The 17438-nt window shown below is 61.8% G+C and carries 18 protein-coding genes and 1 pseudogene; 10 read left to right on the top strand and 9 right to left on the bottom strand.

The window, feature by feature from the left end:
• Window positions 1–18: 18 nt before the first annotated feature.
• The 4 genes and pseudogenes from A9K68_RS20240 to A9K68_RS20225 form a co-directional block, all read left to right on the top strand.
• Complete coding sequence (locus A9K68_RS20240; protein ID WP_023798170.1) at window positions 19–450, top strand: CBS domain-containing protein; 432 nt, start codon at window positions 19–21, stop codon at window positions 448–450.
• Between the two features lie 163 nt (window positions 451–613).
• Window positions 614–2113 (top strand): Asp-tRNA(Asn)/Glu-tRNA(Gln) amidotransferase subunit GatB, encoded by a 1500-nt coding sequence (gene gatB / locus A9K68_RS20235; RefSeq protein ID WP_065008198.1) that lies wholly within the window; start codon window positions 614–616, stop codon window positions 2111–2113.
• A 4-nt stretch (window positions 2114–2117) separates the two neighbouring features.
• Window positions 2118–2813, top strand: a complete 696-nt coding sequence (locus tag A9K68_RS20230) for a hypothetical protein (RefSeq protein WP_065008199.1) — start codon at window positions 2118–2120, stop codon at window positions 2811–2813.
• A 23-nt stretch (window positions 2814–2836) separates the two neighbouring features.
• Window positions 2837–3398 (top strand): annotated as a pseudogene (locus A9K68_RS20225) (GNAT family N-acetyltransferase); the annotation flags it as partial.
• Between the two features lie 83 nt (window positions 3399–3481).
• On the opposite strand, the gene A9K68_RS20220 reads toward A9K68_RS20225, so the two are convergent.
• The gene (locus tag A9K68_RS20220) at window positions 3482–4879 is read right to left on the bottom strand and encodes a glycosyltransferase family 39 protein (RefSeq protein WP_065008201.1); all 1398 of its coding nucleotides are present in this window, start codon (window positions 4877–4879) and stop codon (window positions 3482–3484) included.
• A gap of 595 nt (window positions 4880–5474) precedes the next feature.
• Between A9K68_RS20220 and A9K68_RS20215 the strand changes: the two genes are divergently transcribed.
• Window positions 5475–5927, top strand: a complete 453-nt coding sequence (locus A9K68_RS20215) for a phasin (protein ID WP_065008202.1) — start codon at window positions 5475–5477, stop codon at window positions 5925–5927.
• Between the two features lie 109 nt (window positions 5928–6036).
• Here A9K68_RS20215 and panC read toward each other — a convergent pair whose 3' ends face one another.
• Window positions 6037–6888, bottom strand: a complete 852-nt coding sequence (panC, locus tag A9K68_RS20210) for a pantoate--beta-alanine ligase (protein ID WP_065008203.1) — start codon at window positions 6886–6888, stop codon at window positions 6037–6039.
• Between the two features lie 13 nt (window positions 6889–6901).
• Window positions 6902–7762, bottom strand: a complete 861-nt coding sequence (gene panB / locus A9K68_RS20205; RefSeq protein WP_065008204.1) for a 3-methyl-2-oxobutanoate hydroxymethyltransferase — start codon at window positions 7760–7762, stop codon at window positions 6902–6904.
• A gap of 247 nt (window positions 7763–8009) precedes the next feature.
• Here panB and A9K68_RS20200 point away from each other — a divergent pair, with 247 nt between their 5' ends.
• The 3 genes from A9K68_RS20200 (at window position 8010) to A9K68_RS20190 (ending at window position 9613) form a co-directional block, all read left to right on the top strand.
• Window positions 8010–8408: an NADH:ubiquinone oxidoreductase subunit NDUFA12 gene (locus A9K68_RS20200; RefSeq protein WP_065008205.1), complete on the top strand. Its 399-nt coding sequence runs from the start codon at window positions 8010–8012 to the stop codon at window positions 8406–8408.
• A 296-nt stretch (window positions 8409–8704) separates the two neighbouring features.
• Window positions 8705–9130 (top strand): DUF2155 domain-containing protein, encoded by a 426-nt coding sequence (locus A9K68_RS20195; RefSeq protein WP_065008300.1) that lies wholly within the window; start codon window positions 8705–8707, stop codon window positions 9128–9130.
• Window positions 9131–9244: 114 nt separating this feature from the next.
• Complete coding sequence (locus A9K68_RS20190) at window positions 9245–9613, top strand: hypothetical protein (RefSeq protein ID WP_203546934.1); 369 nt, start codon at window positions 9245–9247, stop codon at window positions 9611–9613.
• Between the two features lie 12 nt (window positions 9614–9625).
• Here the strand turns inward: A9K68_RS20190 and aat are convergent, their stop codons facing one another.
• The 6 genes from aat to A9K68_RS20160 all read right to left on the bottom strand — a co-directional run bounded on the left by aat (window position 9626) and on the right by A9K68_RS20160 (window position 15136).
• Entirely contained in the window at window positions 9626–10243 is a 618-nt protein-coding gene (gene aat, locus A9K68_RS20185; RefSeq protein WP_065008207.1) for a leucyl/phenylalanyl-tRNA--protein transferase, read from the bottom strand.
• Window positions 10244–10272: 29 nt separating this feature from the next.
• Window positions 10273–11616 (bottom strand): acetyl-CoA carboxylase biotin carboxylase subunit, encoded by a 1344-nt coding sequence (gene accC / locus A9K68_RS20180; RefSeq protein WP_065008208.1) that lies wholly within the window; start codon window positions 11614–11616, stop codon window positions 10273–10275.
• 19 nt (window positions 11617–11635) lie between these two features.
• Complete coding sequence (gene accB, locus A9K68_RS20175; RefSeq protein WP_029353815.1) at window positions 11636–12094, bottom strand: acetyl-CoA carboxylase biotin carboxyl carrier protein; 459 nt, start codon at window positions 12092–12094, stop codon at window positions 11636–11638.
• 26 nt (window positions 12095–12120) lie between these two features.
• Window positions 12121–12555: a type II 3-dehydroquinate dehydratase gene (gene aroQ, locus A9K68_RS20170; protein ID WP_029353818.1), complete on the bottom strand. Its 435-nt coding sequence runs from the start codon at window positions 12553–12555 to the stop codon at window positions 12121–12123.
• 306 nt (window positions 12556–12861) lie between these two features.
• Window positions 12862–13665: a DsbA family protein gene (locus tag A9K68_RS20165; RefSeq protein ID WP_065008301.1), complete on the bottom strand. Its 804-nt coding sequence runs from the start codon at window positions 13663–13665 to the stop codon at window positions 12862–12864.
• A gap of 76 nt (window positions 13666–13741) precedes the next feature.
• On the bottom strand, window positions 13742–15136 hold the full coding sequence (locus tag A9K68_RS20160; RefSeq protein WP_065008209.1) for a M48 family metalloprotease: 1395 nt from the start codon (window positions 15134–15136) through the stop codon (window positions 13742–13744).
• A 145-nt stretch (window positions 15137–15281) separates the two neighbouring features.
• Here A9K68_RS20160 and A9K68_RS20155 point away from each other — a divergent pair, with 145 nt between their 5' ends.
• The gene (locus A9K68_RS20155; RefSeq protein WP_065008210.1) at window positions 15282–16430 is read left to right on the top strand and encodes an aminotransferase class I/II-fold pyridoxal phosphate-dependent enzyme; all 1149 of its coding nucleotides are present in this window, start codon (window positions 15282–15284) and stop codon (window positions 16428–16430) included.
• Between the two features lie 4 nt (window positions 16431–16434).
• A complete protein-coding gene (locus tag A9K68_RS20150) occupies window positions 16435–17364 on the top strand; it encodes a glutaminase (protein WP_065008211.1) in 930 nt (309 codons plus the stop codon).
• Window positions 17365–17438 lie beyond the last annotated feature (74 nt).

The raw sequence follows: 17438 nt of genomic DNA, 5'->3' as shown, positions 1-17438 counted from the left end.
AAAACTGAGGAGGACGCCATGACTGTTAAGGCAATTCTCGAGCAGAAAGGCCATGACGTGTTGACGCTCGGGCCGAACGAAAAGCTGAGCGAGGCCATTCGCATCCTGGCCGAACACAGGATCGGTGCGCTGGTCATCACCAATGGCGATCATAAGATCGTCGGTATTCTTTCCGAGCGCGACGTCGTGCGGGTCCTCGCCAGGGAAGGAGCCGCCGCACTGGATATCGCGGTGCGTTCGGCAATGACGCCCAAGGTGAAGATCTGTAATGAGAACCACACCGTCAACGAGGTCATGGAGATCATGACCAGTGGCCGTTTCCGCCATCTGCCTGTGGAAAAGGACGGCCTGCTCGACGGCATCGTGTCCATAGGTGATGTGGTCAAGCGGCGCATCGAGGATGTCGAGCGCGAGGCCGCGGAGATCAGGGCCTACATCGCGACGGCGTGACGCCTTATTTCTTCAGCCGGCCGGCTGGATTCGATGTGGAGCGCCAGCTTTGGCTTTGCGCTTGTCTCTTTTTGTGGTTTGCACTAGCCAGTGACTTTCACGTCGGACGTGACGGAATTCACGTTGAGAAGTGAATTCCGTCACCGATAACTCGCAGGCCACTATGACCCTCATCGATACCCGCACACCCGACGCCAAGCGCCTGATATCAGGTGCCACCGGCGACTGGGAAATCATCATCGGCCTCGAGGTGCACGCGCAGGTGACCTCGCAAGCAAAGCTGTTCTCCGGCGCCTCGACGGCTTTCGGTGCGCCGCCAAACGCCAATGTCAGCCTGGTCGATGCGGCGATGCCGGGCATGCTTCCGGTCATCAACGAGGAATGCGTCAAGCAGGCGATCCGCACCGGCCTCGGGCTGAAGGCCGAGATCAACCACAAATCGGTCTTCGACCGGAAGAACTATTTTTATCCCGATTTGCCGCAGGGCTATCAGATCTCGCAGTTCAAGCAGCCGATCGTCGGCGAGGGCAAGGTGATCGTCTCGGTCGGCCCGGACCGGCAGGGCGAATTCGAGGACATCGAGGTCGGCATCGAGCGCCTGCATCTGGAGCAGGACGCCGGCAAGTCGATGCACGATCAGCATGCGACGATGTCCTATGTCGACCTCAACCGCTCCGGCGTGGCGTTGATGGAGATCGTCTCCAAGCCCGACATGCGCTCCGCCGACGAGGCCAAGGCCTATGTCACCAAGCTGCGCACCATCGTGCGCTATCTCGGCACTTGCGACGGCAATATGGACGAAGGCTCGTTGCGCGCCGACGTCAACGTCTCGGTGCGCCGTCCCGGCGGCGAATTCGGCACGCGCTGCGAGATCAAGAACGTCAACTCCATCCGCTTCATCGGCCAGGCCATCGACTACGAGGCGCGCCGCCAGATCGCCATCCTCGAGGATGGCGGCAAAATCGACCAGGAAACGCGGCTGTTCGACCCCAACAAGGGCGAGACGCGCTCGATGCGTTCCAAGGAAGAAGCGCACGACTACCGCTATTTCCCGGATCCCGATCTTCTGCCGCTGGAATTCGACCAGGCCTATGTCGATGCGTTGGCAAAGGATCTGCCTGAACTGCCCGACGCCAAGAAGGCGCGGCTGATCTCCTCGCTTGGCCTGTCGACCTACGACGCCTCGATCCTGGTGTCGGAAAAGGCCGTCGCCGACTATTTCGAGAAGGTGGCCGCTGGTCGCGACGGCAAGCTTGCCGCCAACTGGGTCATCAACGATCTGCTGGGTGCGGTGAACAGAGCCGGCAAGAGTATTGAAAATGCTTCGGTTTCGCCCGATCAGCTCGGCGCGGTCATCGACCTGATCAAGGAGGGCACCATCTCCGGCAAGATCGCCAAGGATCTGTTCGAGATCGTCTGGAACGAAGGCGGCGATCCGCGCCAGTTGGTCGAAAGCCGCGGCATGAAGCAGGTCACCGACAGCGGCGCCATCGAAAAGGCGGTCGACGAGGTGATATCAGCCAATCCGGACAAGGTCGAGCAGGCGCGCGCCAAGCCGACCATGGCCGGCTGGTTCGTCGGCCAGGTGATGAAGGCGACAGGCGGCAAGGCCAACCCGCAAGCGGTCAACGATCTCGTCAAGGCCAAGCTCGGGATCGAATAGCGCAATGAACGCAAGACCACGGCCGCGCAATCAGGCAGGTCTCTCGTCGGCGCTGCTGATCGCAGGTGCCGTGCTGCTTTTCGTCGGCACGCTGTTGCATCCGATGCATGAGGACCCGAGTGATGCGCTTCGCGCCTTCGGTGAGTATTCCGCCGATCACAATTGGCTTTTTAGTCACATGGCCCAACTTGCCGGTGTCGTGGCGATGATCGCCGGCATGCTTTTGATCATTGGCCGTCTGTTCGACGGTCCGGCGCGGGGCTTTGCTCTGCTCACCATCGTATTTGGCGCGGCGTCGCTTGCGGCTGCGGCGGCTTTGCAGGCAGTCGACGGCATCGCCCTGAAGGCTATGGTCAACGCATGGGCCATGGCTGACGATGCGGCAAAGGCATCGCTGTTCAACGCTGCCTTTGCGGTGCGGCAGATCGAAATCGGCTTTGCCGCGGTGAGCGCCGTGCTGCTCGGCCTGACCGTCCTGCTCGCCAGCATCGCGCTGCAACAGGCGAAGCACTGTCCAGTCTGGATGTCGTTGCTCGGCAGCGCAGGGGCTGTTGGCGTCCTGATTGGCGGCGTCGCCACGGCGGCAACAGGTTTCTCCGATATCGCCATGGCGGCCAACATGGCGGGCAGCCTGGTGCTCCTCATCTGGGTCGTGCTGCTTGCCGTGATCGATCTCAAACGCAGACCTGTCGAAGCATAGCCGAGCCGTCAGCGAGAAAACCGATGTTCGTTCGCACCGCCAGCGAACGCGATCTGGTTGCCATCCGGGCGCTGCTGGTCGAAACGTGGCATGCCACCTATGACGCCATCTATGGTGCTGCCAAAATCACCGAGATCACTGACGAATGGCATTGGATCGCCTCGCTCAGGGCATGCCCCGAAATCGGGATCGATTTCGGAAAGGATCATGCGCAAAATCAAAAGTGCTACAGCGTCCTTTGCGCGTCCGAAAGGGGGCGCGGCGCTGTAGAGCGCTGCTGACACGGCCGAACTCCGAATTCCTGGTCGCAGACGACGGCAGGCTCATCGGCGGCGTGGCTTTCGCCGCAGCCACCACGGATGCGAAGATCGTCATGCTGAACCAGCTTTACGTGCATCCGACCTGCCAGAGGCAAGGGATCGCCAGGCGCTGCTGGAAGAGGTCGAGGCCAGCTTTCCGGAGGCGCGGACGCTGCGTGTCGAAGTGGAAGAGGCAAACGCTCCGGCCGTCGCCTTCTATCGCTCGAAAGGGTTTTTGCCCGCCGGCAACACCGCCGACTGTGGCGGCGGTTCAGGGCTGCCGGCGAGAAGGCGATCGGATAGATTTGTCTGCCCGGATATGTCGCAGTCAGTTGCGTTTTACGGGCTGCGCGGTCGGTTGCGGCGCCCTCAATGCTGTCCCTTGAGGACGACAAGATAGCCTCGTTCGACGTGAAGGCGGAAAGCGATTTGCTCCGACGTCCCAGTGTCCTTGGATTTGTCGATGACATAGCCACCAGGATGCGAGCGAAGCCATTCCTCAGGATTGTCGGTGCTTTCGAACGGCTTCTGCAGCCGGGCCAGGAAGCCGACCTCGTCCTGGTAGTCGAAGGCGACGGCCCAGTCGGCGTTCTTTCGCTCGGCGATGAAATTGGCCAGCGGCATGAGATCTTCGCGTCTGAAAGCGGTCGCTGATGCTGCGGCATGGCCGATGCCGAAAATTGCGAGCAGGACGAAGGCCGAGTTTCTGAGCCTCGCGGGGGGAATCTCCGCCATGAAATACCCGAACAGGATGGTCGCAAATGGCAGCATCGGCACCAGATAGTGAGGTTGCTTGCCGGATATCGCGCTGAAAACCAGTAAAACCGCGACGAACGAGAACGACAGCAGGCGCAGTGCGCGCAGGTCCGGCGATTTCGTGTCGATCAGGCCACGTATCCGGGCGCCCAGCTTCAGCCGCCACACTTCGGGTATGAAGATCCACGGTATGAGCATGATCGGCAGCAGCACGACATAGAAATAGAACGGCCGGCCATGGGAGTTGTGCAGGTTGCCGGTGACACGCCCTGCCGACTGGTTCCAGACAAGGTCGTAGACGAAGTTGCCTTTCGTCTGGATGGTCGCCGGCACCAGCCAGATCGCCACCGGGATCAATGCGGCGAGAATTGCCAGACCCGCCCCGGCAAAAAATTTCGGCATCGCCAGCCCGCCCTGCCGATCGCGCCAGAACGGATAGAGCAGGATAGGGGCGCCGACATGGATGAGCACCACCGGACCTTTCGTCAAAACACCCAGTCCGATGAACAATCCCGCCAGCACGGCGTGCCAATGGTTGCCGTTTTTGGCAAAGGCAAGCAACGACAAAAGCGCGGCGAGCACGAAGATTGTCAGCAGCATGTCGAACAGGATCAGCGTCGAATAAATCACGAAGATGGTGCTTCCGGCGACGAGCCAAGGGATACGGCTTGCGATGTCGTCGCGCCTGGGAAAGAGGGTTTTTGTCAGACGCGTCGTCAGCCAGATGACGAGCGACGACGCGACGAAGATGACGAGCATCGCGGCAACCCGACTTGCGCCGAAAATGTCCCAGGCCAGGTCGATAAGCCAGAACAGCAGCGGCGGCTTTTGCAGATAGGGCGCGAAATTCATCGTCGGAACGAAGATCTGTCCGCTCAGATACATCTCCCAGGTGACGCTGAGATATCGCGTTTCATCGACAGGCAGGAGCGGCCGGAAGGCGACCGCGATGCAGGTCAATGCAAGCAGGAACAGATAGGGGAGCAGCCGCTCGACATGTGCCGGTATCAAGGTTGGGATCCGCGCCAGGAAACGTTCTCATCCAGCCGAGCATCGATGCTGCGCTCCTGGAGCGCGCAGGACCGCACCATGATTTTGGCCGAATTGTAGCCGAGCCGGCCGGGTAGCTTGGATTCTGAAGATGTCGTCCACAAAGGTCTAAAAATATGCAGATTGGAATTAGGGTGAATTAGGGTGACAGTGCAGTGTTTGCCCTGTTTGCTCGGCTGTGCTGGCCGGTGGGCAGCGAAGCACTTCTGGATCGGATTGCCGAGCAAAACCGAAAAAACCGTGAAATCCGGAAAACGCGGCAGGCGGGGAAATAAAAGTGCACTGTCACCGTAATTCCGTAATTCGCGGGGCGAACCGTGTATCGGACAGGCGCGATGAAGCGGGCCACTGTTTTGCAATTCTTGCCCGAATACTTTCTCAGCTGTCGTCCGCAAAACACGCCCGGTAAGAATTCAGCAGTGGCTAACGCTGAGGCAAAAAAGGCATGGTGCGACGCACAAAAATATTGCAATGCACTGCAGATGCCGTAACGTCACGCTGCTAGATGAACGAGACGGCTTTTCTACAAGGTCGCCCACCGCAAAGGATGGAAACTATGACCAAGACCGCTGATAAAACTGCTGAAATCATCGAGAATGCAGAAGTCCCGACCGCGGCAACCGATCAGTTCCGCGCTGTCGCCGAAAAGGGCGTCGAGCAGTCGAAAGAAGCCTTATCGAAATTGGCTACCGGCGCCGAGGCGACTCAAAAGGCTCTTGAGTCATCCTTCGAAACAGCCAAGACCGCTGGCAATGAGCTGTCGCTGAAGACGATCGCCGCGCTGCGCGCAAATGTTGAGGCCAGCTTTTCTCACCTGGAAGCCCTGGTTGCCGTGAAATCGCCCTCCGAGTTCATCGAACTGCAGACTGCCTTCCTGCGCAAGCAGGTGGAAAAGACCGTCGAGCAGGGCAAGGAGTTTCAGGCGGCCGCGACGAAAGCCGCCGAAGATGTATCCAAGCCGATCAAAGATGTCTACGAGAAGGCGATGAAGGATCTTAAGGTCGCCTGATTGGCCTAATGCACGTCGCGCAAAAGTGCGAAGCGGTCTTGCGATAACGACATGCATCAAAACAAGGACTTAAAGCGCGTCGCATGAATCCATCCAAACGCGACGCGCTTTAGGCGGAGGGAACTTCCACATTGTCGATCAGCCGGGTCTTGCCCAGCCAGGCGGCTGCGAGCAGGCGTCCGTCACGGTTTATCCGCCATGGGGCGAGCGTCAGGCTCTCGCGCGCCGCGACATAATCGATTTTGTCGAAGCCAGCCTTGACGAGCGCGCGGCTGGCCTCGGCGGTCGCGCTGCCTTCATCCGCGCCTGCCGCTAGTGCCGCCGCCGTCCGGCGCAATATGGCGTTAAGCTGGCGCGCCACCTCCAGCTCGGCTTCGCTCAGATACGCATTGCGTGAGGACATGGCGAGGCCATGTGCGTCGCGTACCGTTGGCGCGCCGATGATTTCCACCGGCAGATCGAGGTCGCGGCAGAGCTGCCTGACGACGCAAAGCTGCTGGTAGTCCTTTTCACCGAAGACCGCACAGTCGGGCGACGCCTGCAGGAAGAGCTTTGCCACGACCGTCGCGACGCCGTCGAAGAAGGTCGGACGGAAATCCGATTCCAGCCCGGCGGCTGGCCCGCCGACCGAGATCCTTGTGGCGAAGCCAGCCGGATACATCTCCGCCACACCAGGGGTGAAAGTGAGTTGGGCGCCGGTCTCGGCCAGCCGGTCGAGGTCGCGGGCGAGTTGGCGCGGATATTTGTCGAGGTCTTCGCTCGGCGCGAACTGCGTCGGGTTGACGAAGATCGAGACAACGCAGCGATCGGCCTTTTCGAGTGCGATCCCGATCAGCGAGACATGGCCGTCATGCAGTGCACCCATGGTCGGCACCATGGCAAGGCTGAGGCCATCGCGACGCCAGTCGCGGATTTGCGCGCGAAGGGCGGCGACGCTGTCGACGATGAGAGGCCGGCTCATGCTTTGTCTCGGCTCATTCTTTGTCCCAACTCATTCTTTGCCCTTGTTCGGCTGCGGCCGAAAAGACGTGGTTCGGGCCGGGGAATGTCCGGCTTCGCACCTCCGCTGCATAGTTGGCTGCCGCCTGCGATATGACGCTGCGCAGGTCGGCATATTGCTTGACGAATTTCGGCACGCGGTCGACGGTCAGGCCGACCATATCGTCGATGACCAGGATCTGGCCGTCGCAGTCTCCGCTGGCGCCGATGCCGATGGTTGGAATGGAAATGTGCCGGGTGAGGTCGGCGGCGACGGTCTCGACGGTGCCTTCGATGACTACCGAAAACGCGCCGGCCTTCTCGACCGCGCGGGCGTCGCGATAAAGCGCCGCCACATTCTCCTCGGTACGGCCCTTGATCCTGTAGCCGCCGTCGCTTTCCACCGATTGCGGCTGCAAGCCGATATGTCCCATGACCGGAATGCCGGCAGCGACGATCGCCGCGATCTGCCGGGCAACGGTAACGCCGCCCTCCAGCTTGACGGCCTGACAACCGGTTTGGTTGACGATCCGCCGAGCCGAGGCGACGGCTTGGCGCGGCGTTGCCTCATAGCTTCCGGCCGGCATGTCGACCACCACGCAGGCCCTGGCCGAACCCCGCATCACCGCTTGTCCATGGGCGATCATCATCTCCAGCGAAGCGCCCAGCGTGGTCTTGTGGCCATGGAGAACCATGGCGACGCTGTCGCCGACCAGAAGCAGGTCGACATGATCGTCGAGCAGGCGAGCGACGGGATAGGTGTAGGCGGTGAGGCAGACGACCGGCACGCCGCCCTTGCGCAGGCGAATGGAGCTGGCACTGATTCGCAGCTCAGGGTCGGATGAATCCGGGGCCATCTTTACCTCCCTCAACCGTCAATCAGACTGGATACCTGCATGGGACGCGCAGAGCTTTAGAAAGACGGGGCAGCCTTGGCAAGGCATGCTTCGACCGCCGCGAAAGGCCCGCCGGGTTTGCATCGGTTTTCTGACAGCCATTTGCGCGGCGCTTGCGGCAAAACCCTTGCCTTAGCGATGGCCTGACGCCATAAGCAGGAAACAGGCGCCGCCGCTGCCGCCGCGAGGGCTTGCCACGAGGATTTGGATGAAGACTTTCCTGCTGCAGTTTTTCACCTGGTGGAACAGCCAGACGCTGGGCACGCGCTTCCACACCTGGCGGCATGGCAAGAAAGTCGGGCAGGACGAGGCTGGCAACGTCTACTACGAGGGTGGTGTCGATTCGGAAGGCCGCACCCGCCGCTGGGTCATCTATCGAGACTATGCGGAAGCCTCGATGATTCCGCCCGGCTGGCATGGCTGGATGCATCACCGCGTCGACATCGCGCCGCCGAGCGACAATTACAAGCTACGCGACTGGCAGAAGCCGCATCAGCCGAACCTCACCGGAAGTGCCGCCGCCTATCGCCCCAAGGGCTCTGTGCTCACCAACCAGCACCGCCCGCAGGTGACGGGCGATTACGACGCCTGGACGCCGGGTTCGTAACCGCTCGTCGCGGCGGATCGGTCCTTTATCGCCACAATTGGCGTTTAGCTGCTTGCCGATCTGACAGCAGCCACTAGCCTTGGGCGCGACAGAATCACCCCGGGCGCAAACCACCGGACCCTTGCATGAGCATTTTCAGCCGAATCTCGATGGGCGGACTGACGGTGGCCGCCGCCGCTTTTGCGGCTTTTAGCATGGTCGCCGCACAGACGCTTGAGGCGCCAGTGGAACCGGGGGCACCGATGGAGCTGGAGCCGCCAATGGATCCGGGGGCGCCGATGGAGCTGGAGCCGCCAATGGAGCCGGGGGCGCCAGTGGACCCGGATGCGCCAATGGAACCGGATGCGACAGTGGCGCCGGCGGCACCGGCCGCGCCGCAACGCATCACCAATCCCGTCGCCGAATTCGCCGGTATCGACAAGATCACCGGCCGCATCATCACCTTCGATGTCTATATCGACGAGACGGTGCAGTTCGGCGCTCTGCAGGTGACGCCGCGCATCTGCTATTCGCGGCCGCAAACCGAAGAGCCGAAAACCGATTCCTTCGTCGAGGTCGACGAGATCACGCTGGATCGGAAGATCCGCCGCATCTTCACCGGCTGGATGTTTGCCGAAAGCCCCGGCCTCAACGCCGTCGAGCACGCGGTCTACGACGTCTGGCTGAAGGGCTGCAAGCAGAAGTCGGAGGTGCCGGCACCCGACGCGGCCAAGACCAACTAGAATGCCTGGGGTGCGGGACCGCCTGTTCGGAATCACCTACTGAGCCTTCCGGAACCGCCTTATTCTCCGTGCGTTGGTCATGGCTGGCGTTACGGAGATGTTCCCATGGTGGCTATGATGGCTAATAAAAGCGAGCTTCTCGAACTCGAAAAAGGGTTCTGGAACGGCGATGCTGCCTATTTCAAAGCCAACGCCGACACCGAATGCCTGGTGGCTTTCCCACAGATGGCGCAAACGATAAGCAACGCCGATCTGGCCGAAACCGCGACGGACCCAAATCGCTGGCGCGATCTCGACATCGACCTCAAGGGCATCATCGAGCCGGGCAGCGACATTGTCGTGCTGACCTATGAGGCCCATGCGACGCGCGAGAATGGCGAGCCTTATGCGGCGCTGGTCAGCACCGGCTATGTCCATCGCGTCAATGGCTGGAAGATGATGTTCCACGCGCAGACGCCTCTTGAGCCTGGCGCAAAAACCTGACCCTGGCGCAGGTCACGGGAAAAAGACCGCCTCGCCCTTCAGCGCGTCGGCCAGCATCTTTTCATATTTGCCCCTTGGCACGTCGACCGCGCCGAAGCGTTTGAGGTGCTCGGTGGTGAACTGCGTGTCGAGCAGCGCAAAATGCCGTTCCTTCAGGCGCTCGACCAGATGCACCAGGCAGACCTTCGACGCGTCCGTCTCCCTGGCGAACATGCTTTCGCCGAAGAATACCCGGCCGAGCGACACGCCGTAGAGACCGCCAACCAGCCGACCCTCGCGCCAGGCTTCGACCGAATGGCAATGGCCCATCCGGTGGAGTTCGATATAGGCCTCGCGGATCGGCGCATTGATCCAGGTCGACCGGCGTTCCTCGCGCTTCTCGGCGCAGCCATCGATGGTCGCCTCGAAGTCGAAATCGAACCGTATGTCGAACAGGTCTTTCCGGATCGCCTTCCTCAGGCTTTTGGGCGTGTGAAAACCATCGAGCGGGATGATGCCGCGCGTCTCCGGCCGCACCCAGAACACTTCGGGATCGGTGGCGCTTTCGGCCATCGGAAAGACGCCCGAGGCGTAGGCCTTGAGCAACAGGTCGGTCGGGATGCGATAGCCTGGCGCGTAGGGACGGGTCATCGCGACATTATATTCTATAAGTTCACGACCTAATCCTCTTTCGCCAGATATTTTTCCAGCCAGTGGATGTCATACTCGCCATTGGCGATATCGGGATTACCGACCAGATCGCGAAACAGCGGCAGTGTCGTCTTGATGCCGTCGACGACGAATTCGTCGAGCGCCCGCCGCAGGCGCATCATGCATTCGACACGGTTGCGGCCGTGCACGATCAGCTTGCCGATCAGGCTGTCGTAGTAGGGCGGGATCTTGTAGCCGGAATAGACGCCGGAATCGACACGGATGCCGAGGCCGCCCGGCGTATGGAAGTGGGTGATCGTGCCGGGCGAGGGCGTGAAGGTGCGCGGATCCTCGGCATTGATGCGGCATTCGATGGCATGGCCCTGAAAGCGGATCTCTTCCTGGCGCACCGAAAGCCCGCCGCCCGAGGCGACGCGGATCTGCTCATGCACGAGGTCGATACCGGTGATCGCCTCCGTCACCGGATGCTCGACCTGCAGGCGCGTGTTCATCTCGATGAAATAGAACTCGCCGTTCTCATAGAGGAACTCGATGGTGCCGGCACCGGAGTAGCCGAGATCGGCGATCGCCCTCGCACAGACGCCGCCAATATGCGCGCGCTCCTCGGCATTGAGCGCCGGCGAGGGCGCCTCTTCCCAGACCTTCTGGTGGCGGCGCTGCAGCGAACAGTCGCGTTCGCCGAAATGCACGCCGCGGCCGGCACCGTCGCCGAACACCTGAACCTCGATGTGGCGCGGCTTTTCGAGATACTTCTCGATATAGACGGCGTCGTCGCCAAAAGCGGCCCCGGCTTCCGAGCGCGCCGTCTGCAGCGCGACCACAAGATCGGCTTCGCTGCGCGCCACCTTCATGCCGCGTCCGCCGCCGCCGGCCGACGCCTTGATGATCACGGGATAGCCGATCTCGGCGGCGATGCGTTTGGCGTCCTTTTCCTCGGTGACCGCGCCGTCGGAGCCGGGCACCACCGGAATGCCAAGACGCTTTGCAGTGCGCTTGGCCTCGATCTTGTCGCCCATGATGCGGATGTGATCGCCGGACGGACCGATGAAGGTGATGTTGTGCGCGGCGAGGATATCGGCGAACTTGGCATTCTCCGACAGGAATCCGTAGCCCGGATGCACCGCGTCGGCGCCGGTGATCTCGCAGGCCGCGACGATCTGGTGGATGTTGAGATAGCTGTCGCGCGACGGCGGCGGGCCGATGCAGACGCTCTCGTCGGCGAGCCGCACATGCATGGCGTCGGCGTCGGCGGTCGAATGCACCACCACCGTCTGGATGCCAAGCTCCTTGCAGGCGCGCAGCACTCTCAGCGCGATTTCGCCGCGATTGGCGATGAGGATTTTCTGGAACATTTTTCGGCTGTTCCCGGCTCTACTCGATCACGACGAGCGGCATGCCATATTCGACCGGCTGCGCATCCTCGAACAGGATCGCCGTCACCGTGCCGGCACGAGGCGAGGGGATCTGGTTCATTGTCTTCATCGCCTCGATGATCAGCAGCGTCTGGCCTTCCTTGACCTGCTGGCCGACCTCGATGAACGCCTTGGCGTCGGGCGACGGCGCCAGGTAGGCGGTGCCGACCATGGGGGAGGCCACCGCATTCTTGGACACGTCGGCCGCTGCCGGGGCGGCTGCGGCAGCCGGCTGCGCTGCCGGCGGCGCATAGGCGGGCTGCGGTGCGGCGACCGCATGGACGGCCGGCGCCTGTCGCGACACGCGCACCTTCAAGTCGCCCAGCTCGACCTCGATCTCGGTGAGGTTGGTGTCGTTCAGTATGCCCGCCAGATCGCGGATAAGCTGCTGGTCAACACCATTCTTCTTTATCGACATTTTCGAGCCTTCTGTTTGTTGGCCGGTCATAGGCGTGCGGCCAGCGCCTGCAGCGCCAGTGTGTAGCCGAGCGGCCCGAACCCGCAGATCATGCCGACGGCGACCGGCGAGACCATGGAGACGTGGCGAAATGATTCCCGCGCATGGATGTTGGAAAGATGAACTTCGGCGACGGGTAATGGCGCGACGGAGCGGATGGCGTCGTGAATAGCGATCGAGGTGTGGCTGTAGGCGCCCGGATTTATGACGATGCCGACAGCCTTGTCGGCGGCTTCCTGTATCCAGTCGACGAGGTCGCCCTCATGATTCGACTGACGGAAATCGATCTCGAGCCCAAGTGCCGCACCTGCCAGCTTGCAATCGTCGGCGATCGCGGCAAGCGTCTTGCCGCCATAGATGCCCGGCTCGCGTTTGCCGAGCGCGTTAAGGTTGGGACCGTTCAGGACGAAAACCGTTTTCAAAATGCCGACCTTTCCCAGTGTGATTCTGAATCCGAAATTCGCAATACCTTGGAGCAGCGCTTTGAACGAATTTCGGATTCAAAGCCACACTGGCAATTTATACATTTCTGATGTGGTGGATTTGAAGTTCCTGAACGCTGATGCCACCAAAGTAGCAGGAACTTCAAATCCACCACATCAGCGCCGACATCAGTCGGCGCGCCGGACCTCTATAATGGGCTTAGACGCCTGCGAAAAGAGCGCAAGTGGGTTCTTTCGCTGTCCACAACAGGCGGAAAATGGCTTGCGCCGAAAGCCAGCGGGCGATCAGAGTGCGGCCTTGGCCGCCTCGATCTTCTCCGCCAGCACTTCCTGGCCGAGCGCCCCGAACACCACCTCGTTGCCTACCACATAGGAAGGCGTTCCGGTGATGGCCAGCTTGTTGGCAAGGTCATAGGTCTCGGAGAGGGCCTCGGCGATCGACGGGTCCTTCATCTTCTCGCGCAGCGTCGCTTCGTCGGCGCCGAGCGAAAGCGCTACCTTGATGGCCGCCGCTTCGGTGGCGCGTCCCTGGGCGCCGAGCAGCGCGTTGTGGAACTCGCCGTATTTCTCCGGCATCATCAGGTGGAAGGCCATCGAGACGACGCTCGCCTTCTGCGAATCCGGGCCGAGGATCGGGAACTCCTTGAGCACGAAGCGCAGGTCCGAATCGGCTGTCGTCAGCGTCTGCATGTCCTCCATGGCGCGTTTGCAGTAGCCGCAATTGTAATCGTAGAACTCGACGATGGTGACCTTGCCGTTCGGATTGCCGACGACGCCGTCGAAGGCCGAGTTGAAGATCTGGTCCTTGGCATTTTTGATGATGGCGAGACTGGCGACGCGCTGCGCCTCCTTCTGCTTGGCCTCGAGCGCTTCCTGAGCCTCCAGCAGCACTTCCGGGTTCTTCAGGAGATAGTCGCGGATGATGCCTTGGACTTCGGCCCGGTCGATCTTGGTGTCGGCGGGCGCCGCCTGGGCGATCTGCACGGCATCGGCCTTTGCCGTCTGCGGACTTCCGGTCACGAACCCGAAACCCAGCATGGCGAGAGCGACCGCCACTCCCGTGGTGCCCAGCAGAATTGCCTTGTTCATCATCCCTAATCCTCTTGCCTGGTTTCCGGCCCGACCCGATTGGTTCACTACATGTCGCCGCGCACGGCCGGAAGGTTCACTTTTTCTTGCCTGATGGTGCGTAGTTTATGATGTCCTGCGCGCGGATCCAGCCCGGCTCGCCGCGCTTCATTTTCATCTGCGCGCGCATTGCGAAGATCTTGGCATCCTTGTAGGCGCCGGAATAGAAATGGCCTTCGGCGGTTGCAAGATCCGCGGCCGGGATGTTGCCGAGTTCGCCATAGGCCTGCGCCAGATGGCGGTAACCGACGGCGTTTTCCCGGTCGCGCCCGAGGCCCTTGTTGATCTGCACCACCGCTTTCTCCAGGGAATCGGGCGTGCCAATGGCCATCAGCGCCTGGCCGTAGGAGACCGACAGCAACCCGGATCGTGCCGGATCGAGGCTGACCGCCTTGGCATAGGCTTCGGCGGCAGCCTTCGGTCTGTTCGCCTTCATCAGGATGTCGCCGCGCAATTCCTGGAAATAGGGGTTTTTCGGCTGTGCCTTGATCAGCGCGTTGGTCTTGGCGAGCGCCCCGGCCAGATCGCCGAAAAGATAGCTCGTCTGCGCGTCGCCATATTGCGAGGCGAGGCTGTCCGGGTTCTTGCGCATCAGCCGCGATGCGGCGGCCTTGCCCCCCATATAGGCGGCGATCTTGATGCGCATCATGTCGTGCCGCTGCTGCAGTGCCGGCGGATCGACCTTCTCGACATAAGGGCTCTGCTTGACCAGCACTTCGAGATTGGCAATGCGCTCCCGCGGAAGCGGATGGCTGATCCGGTAGGGGTCGACCTGCGCCCCCGACAGCGAGAGCGCGCTTTGAAAGCGGCCGAAGGTCTTCAGCATGCCCAGGCCGGACTGGCCGGTCGCGTTGAGATAGGTTATCGCCGAGCGGTCGGCGGTCATCTCTTCGGTGCGCTGATAGGCGAGGATGCTGCGCTGCGCCATCTCGCCGCCGCCGGCTGCAACCCCCATGCCGGCGCCGGCGAGGCCACGGCTTTTGGTGGTGGCGCCGGCAACGATGGCACCGGCGCCAAGCAGCGTCGCGATGATGGCCATCGTCTTGGCGCGTTCGAGCTGGTTGCGCAATTTTTGCTGGTGCCCGCCGGCAATGTGGCCGGCTTCATGGGCGATGACGCCGATGATCTCGTTGGGCGTCTCCGCCGACATCAGGGCACCGGTGTTGATGAACATGCGGGATCCGGCAACGAAGGCGTTGAAACTCTGGTCGTTGACCAGCACGATGTCGACGCCGTCTTCCGGCAGGCCGGCGGCCCGGAAGATCGGCCGCGCATAATCGCGCACCAGTGCTTCGATCTCGGCATCGCGCACCACCGGCACGTTTTGCGCGAAGGCGCTGACGGTGCTGGTCACAGCGACCGTCGCGGCAAGCGAAAGCGTCGCGAAGGCGCGTGCTGCCCTGGCTATCGTCGATTTGGGTCGGCTCAACATGGCAGGTCCACTGGTAGACGAGCGGGCGGAGGATGAAAAGTCGGCACTGAAACTTTACCGAACTTGTGATCCTCACATCAATCGGGCATTTGTGCGGCGCGGACGCCAGAGCTCGGCGCCCGCAGCCGGCAAGGAATGAGGTCAAATGGTTGTATCGCTTTCGCGTCGCGGCGACGTCGAGCCGTTCCACGCCATGGACATTCTGGCGGAAGCGAATCGGCTGAAGGCAAAGGGCGTGCCGGTTGTTTCCATGGCTGTTGGCCAGCCGTCCGACCCGGCGCCGACCGGGGTCAGGCAAGCGGCGACAAACGCATTGAAGATGGGGCGCATCGGCTACACCGATGCATTGGGTCTTGCGGGCCTGCGCGAGGCGATCGCGCAGCACTATGCTGACCACTACGGGCTTGCCGTTTCACCCGGCCGGATCGCCGTCACCACCGGATCGTCGGCCGCCTTCAACCTGGCCTTTCTGGCAATGTTCGATCCAGGCGATCGTGTCGCCATCGCCGCGCCTGGCTATCCGGCCTATCGCAACATCATGGCCGCGCTCGGTATCGAGATCGTCGAGATCGAGCTCAACGGTGATGCCTATCTCCACGCCGAACATCTGAAGGCCGCGCATCGCGAAAAGAAGCTGAAGGGCGTGTTGTTCGCCAGTCCGGCCAATCCGACCGGCGCGGTTATCCCCGCCGACGAGCTGTCGGCGCTGGTGACGACGGCGCAAGAGCTCGGCATCGCCGTGATCTCCGACGAGATCTATCACCGGCTGGCTTACGCTGCGCCGGACACGACGGCGCTTGCCTACGGCCAGGACGTGACGGTGATCAATTCCTTCTCGAAATATTACTGCATGACCGGTTGGCGGATCGGCTGGATGGTGCTGCCGCAACCATTGGTGCGGCCAGTCGAGCGGGTCGCCCAGAGTCTCTATATCTCACCGCCGGAACTGTCCCAGATCGCCGCGATCGAGGCATTCAAGGCGACCGGGGAATTGGAGGCAGTGAAGGCGCGCTATGCGTGGAATCGCGAGCTTTTGATGAAACGCCTGCCCGAACTCGGCTTTGCGCTGGCGGCACCGATGGACGGGGCGTTCTACGCCTTCTGCGATGTCACCAGGCACACCAACGACAGCATGGCCTTTGCGCGCAAGATGCTGGCCGAGGCGCATGTGGCGGCGACGCCCGGCCGCGATTTCGATCCGCTCCAAGGCCATCGAACCATGCGCTTTTCCTACGCCGGCAGCCACGATGAGATGGTCGAGGCGATCATGCGCCTCGAACGCTGGCTGAAGTAGCGCCATGCCGGGACTCGAACAGGCTTTAACTGAAATTGCCGCCGAAATGGCGGAGCGCACGGATCGCGGCGAAGTCGCGACCTATATTCCGCAACTCGGCAAAGTCGATCCGAAGAAGTTCGGCATTGCCGCCGTGACCAATGACGGTCGCGTGCTGATGGCGGGCGACGCCGATGAGCCGTTTTCGATCCAGAGCATTTCGAAGGTGTTCACGCTGACATTGGCGCTCGGCAATGTCGGCGACGCGCTGTGGCAGCGTGTCGGGCGCGAACCTTCGGGCAACCCGTTCAACTCGATCGTCCAGCTCGAGCATGAGAACGGCATTCCGCGCAATCCGTTCATCAATGCCGGCGCCATCGTCATTTCCGACATTCTGCTCGCCGGCCATCAGCCGCGCGAGGCGATCGGCGAGATCCTGCGCTTCATCCAGTTCCTGGCCGACGACGAGACCATCATCATCGACCGCGAGGTCGCGGCTTCGGAACGCGCTACCGGTTTTCGGAATTTGGCGCTTGCCAACTACATGAAATCCTTCGGCAATCTGAACCACGCGCCGGATCTGGCGCTGGGCGTCTATTTCCACCATTGCGCCATCGCGATGAGCTGCCGGCAACTGGCGTTGGCCGGTCGCTTCCTCGCCAACGGCGGCAAGAACCCGGCGACCGGCCATTCCGTTGTGTCAGCCGAGCGCGCCCGCCGCATCGGCGCGATGATGCTGACCTGCGGTCATTATGACGGCTCCGGCGATTTCGCCTTTCGCGTCGGCATCCCCGGCAAGAGCGGCGTCGGCGGCGGCATTCTGGCGATCGTGCCGGGCGTGGCCTCGCTCGCCGTATGGGCGCCCGGCCTTAACGCCAACGGCAATTCCAGGCTGGGGTCGATTGCGCTGGAAAGGCTGGCGAAGATGATGAACTGGTCGGTCTTCGCGCCATAAAGCTTGTGGCGCTTCAGATAAGAAAAATCCCGCGCTATCGACAAGACAGCGCGGGATTCCTTGGTCAAAAGATC

It is taken from the genome of Mesorhizobium sp. AA22 (assembly GCF_001672375.2).
In the GTDB taxonomy this organism is placed as follows: Bacteria; Pseudomonadota; Alphaproteobacteria; order Rhizobiales; family Rhizobiaceae; genus Mesorhizobium; species Mesorhizobium wenxiniae.
Note: the sequence above shows the minus strand (reverse complement) of the source record. Positions and strands in the feature narration are given on the sequence as shown.

Coding starts and splice junctions, on each gene's coding strand:
- accB (WP_029353815.1), bottom strand. CDS start 12,094: ATGTCGATAAAGAAGAATGGTGTTGACCAGCAGCTTATCCGCGATCTG.
- A9K68_RS20160 (WP_065008209.1), bottom strand. CDS start 15,136: ATGTTGAGCCGACCCAAATCGACGATAGCCAGGGCAGCACGCGCCTTC.
- panC (WP_065008203.1), bottom strand. CDS start 6,888: ATGAGCCGGCCTCTCATCGTCGACAGCGTCGCCGCCCTTCGCGCGCAA.
- A9K68_RS20155 (WP_065008210.1), top strand. CDS start 15,282: ATGGTTGTATCGCTTTCGCGTCGCGGCGACGTCGAGCCGTTCCACGCC.
- A9K68_RS20195 (WP_065008300.1), top strand. CDS start 8,705: ATGGAGCCGGGGGCGCCAGTGGACCCGGATGCGCCAATGGAACCGGAT.
- A9K68_RS20165 (WP_065008301.1), bottom strand. CDS start 13,665: ATGAACAAGGCAATTCTGCTGGGCACCACGGGAGTGGCGGTCGCTCTC.
- A9K68_RS20150 (WP_065008211.1), top strand. CDS start 16,435: ATGCCGGGACTCGAACAGGCTTTAACTGAAATTGCCGCCGAAATGGCG.
- accC (WP_065008208.1), bottom strand. CDS start 11,616: ATGTTCCAGAAAATCCTCATCGCCAATCGCGGCGAAATCGCGCTGAGA.
- A9K68_RS20240 (WP_023798170.1), top strand. CDS start 19: ATGACTGTTAAGGCAATTCTCGAGCAGAAAGGCCATGACGTGTTGACG.
- A9K68_RS20230 (WP_065008199.1), top strand. CDS start 2,118: ATGAACGCAAGACCACGGCCGCGCAATCAGGCAGGTCTCTCGTCGGCG.
- aat (WP_065008207.1), bottom strand. CDS start 10,243: ATGACCCGTCCCTACGCGCCAGGCTATCGCATCCCGACCGACCTGTTG.
- A9K68_RS20215 (WP_065008202.1), top strand. CDS start 5,475: ATGACCAAGACCGCTGATAAAACTGCTGAAATCATCGAGAATGCAGAA.
- A9K68_RS20200 (WP_065008205.1), top strand. CDS start 8,010: ATGAAGACTTTCCTGCTGCAGTTTTTCACCTGGTGGAACAGCCAGACG.
- gatB (WP_065008198.1), top strand. CDS start 614: ATGACCCTCATCGATACCCGCACACCCGACGCCAAGCGCCTGATATCA.
- panB (WP_065008204.1), bottom strand. CDS start 7,762: ATGGCCCCGGATTCATCCGACCCTGAGCTGCGAATCAGTGCCAGCTCC.
- A9K68_RS20190 (WP_203546934.1), top strand. CDS start 9,245: ATGATGGCTAATAAAAGCGAGCTTCTCGAACTCGAAAAAGGGTTCTGG.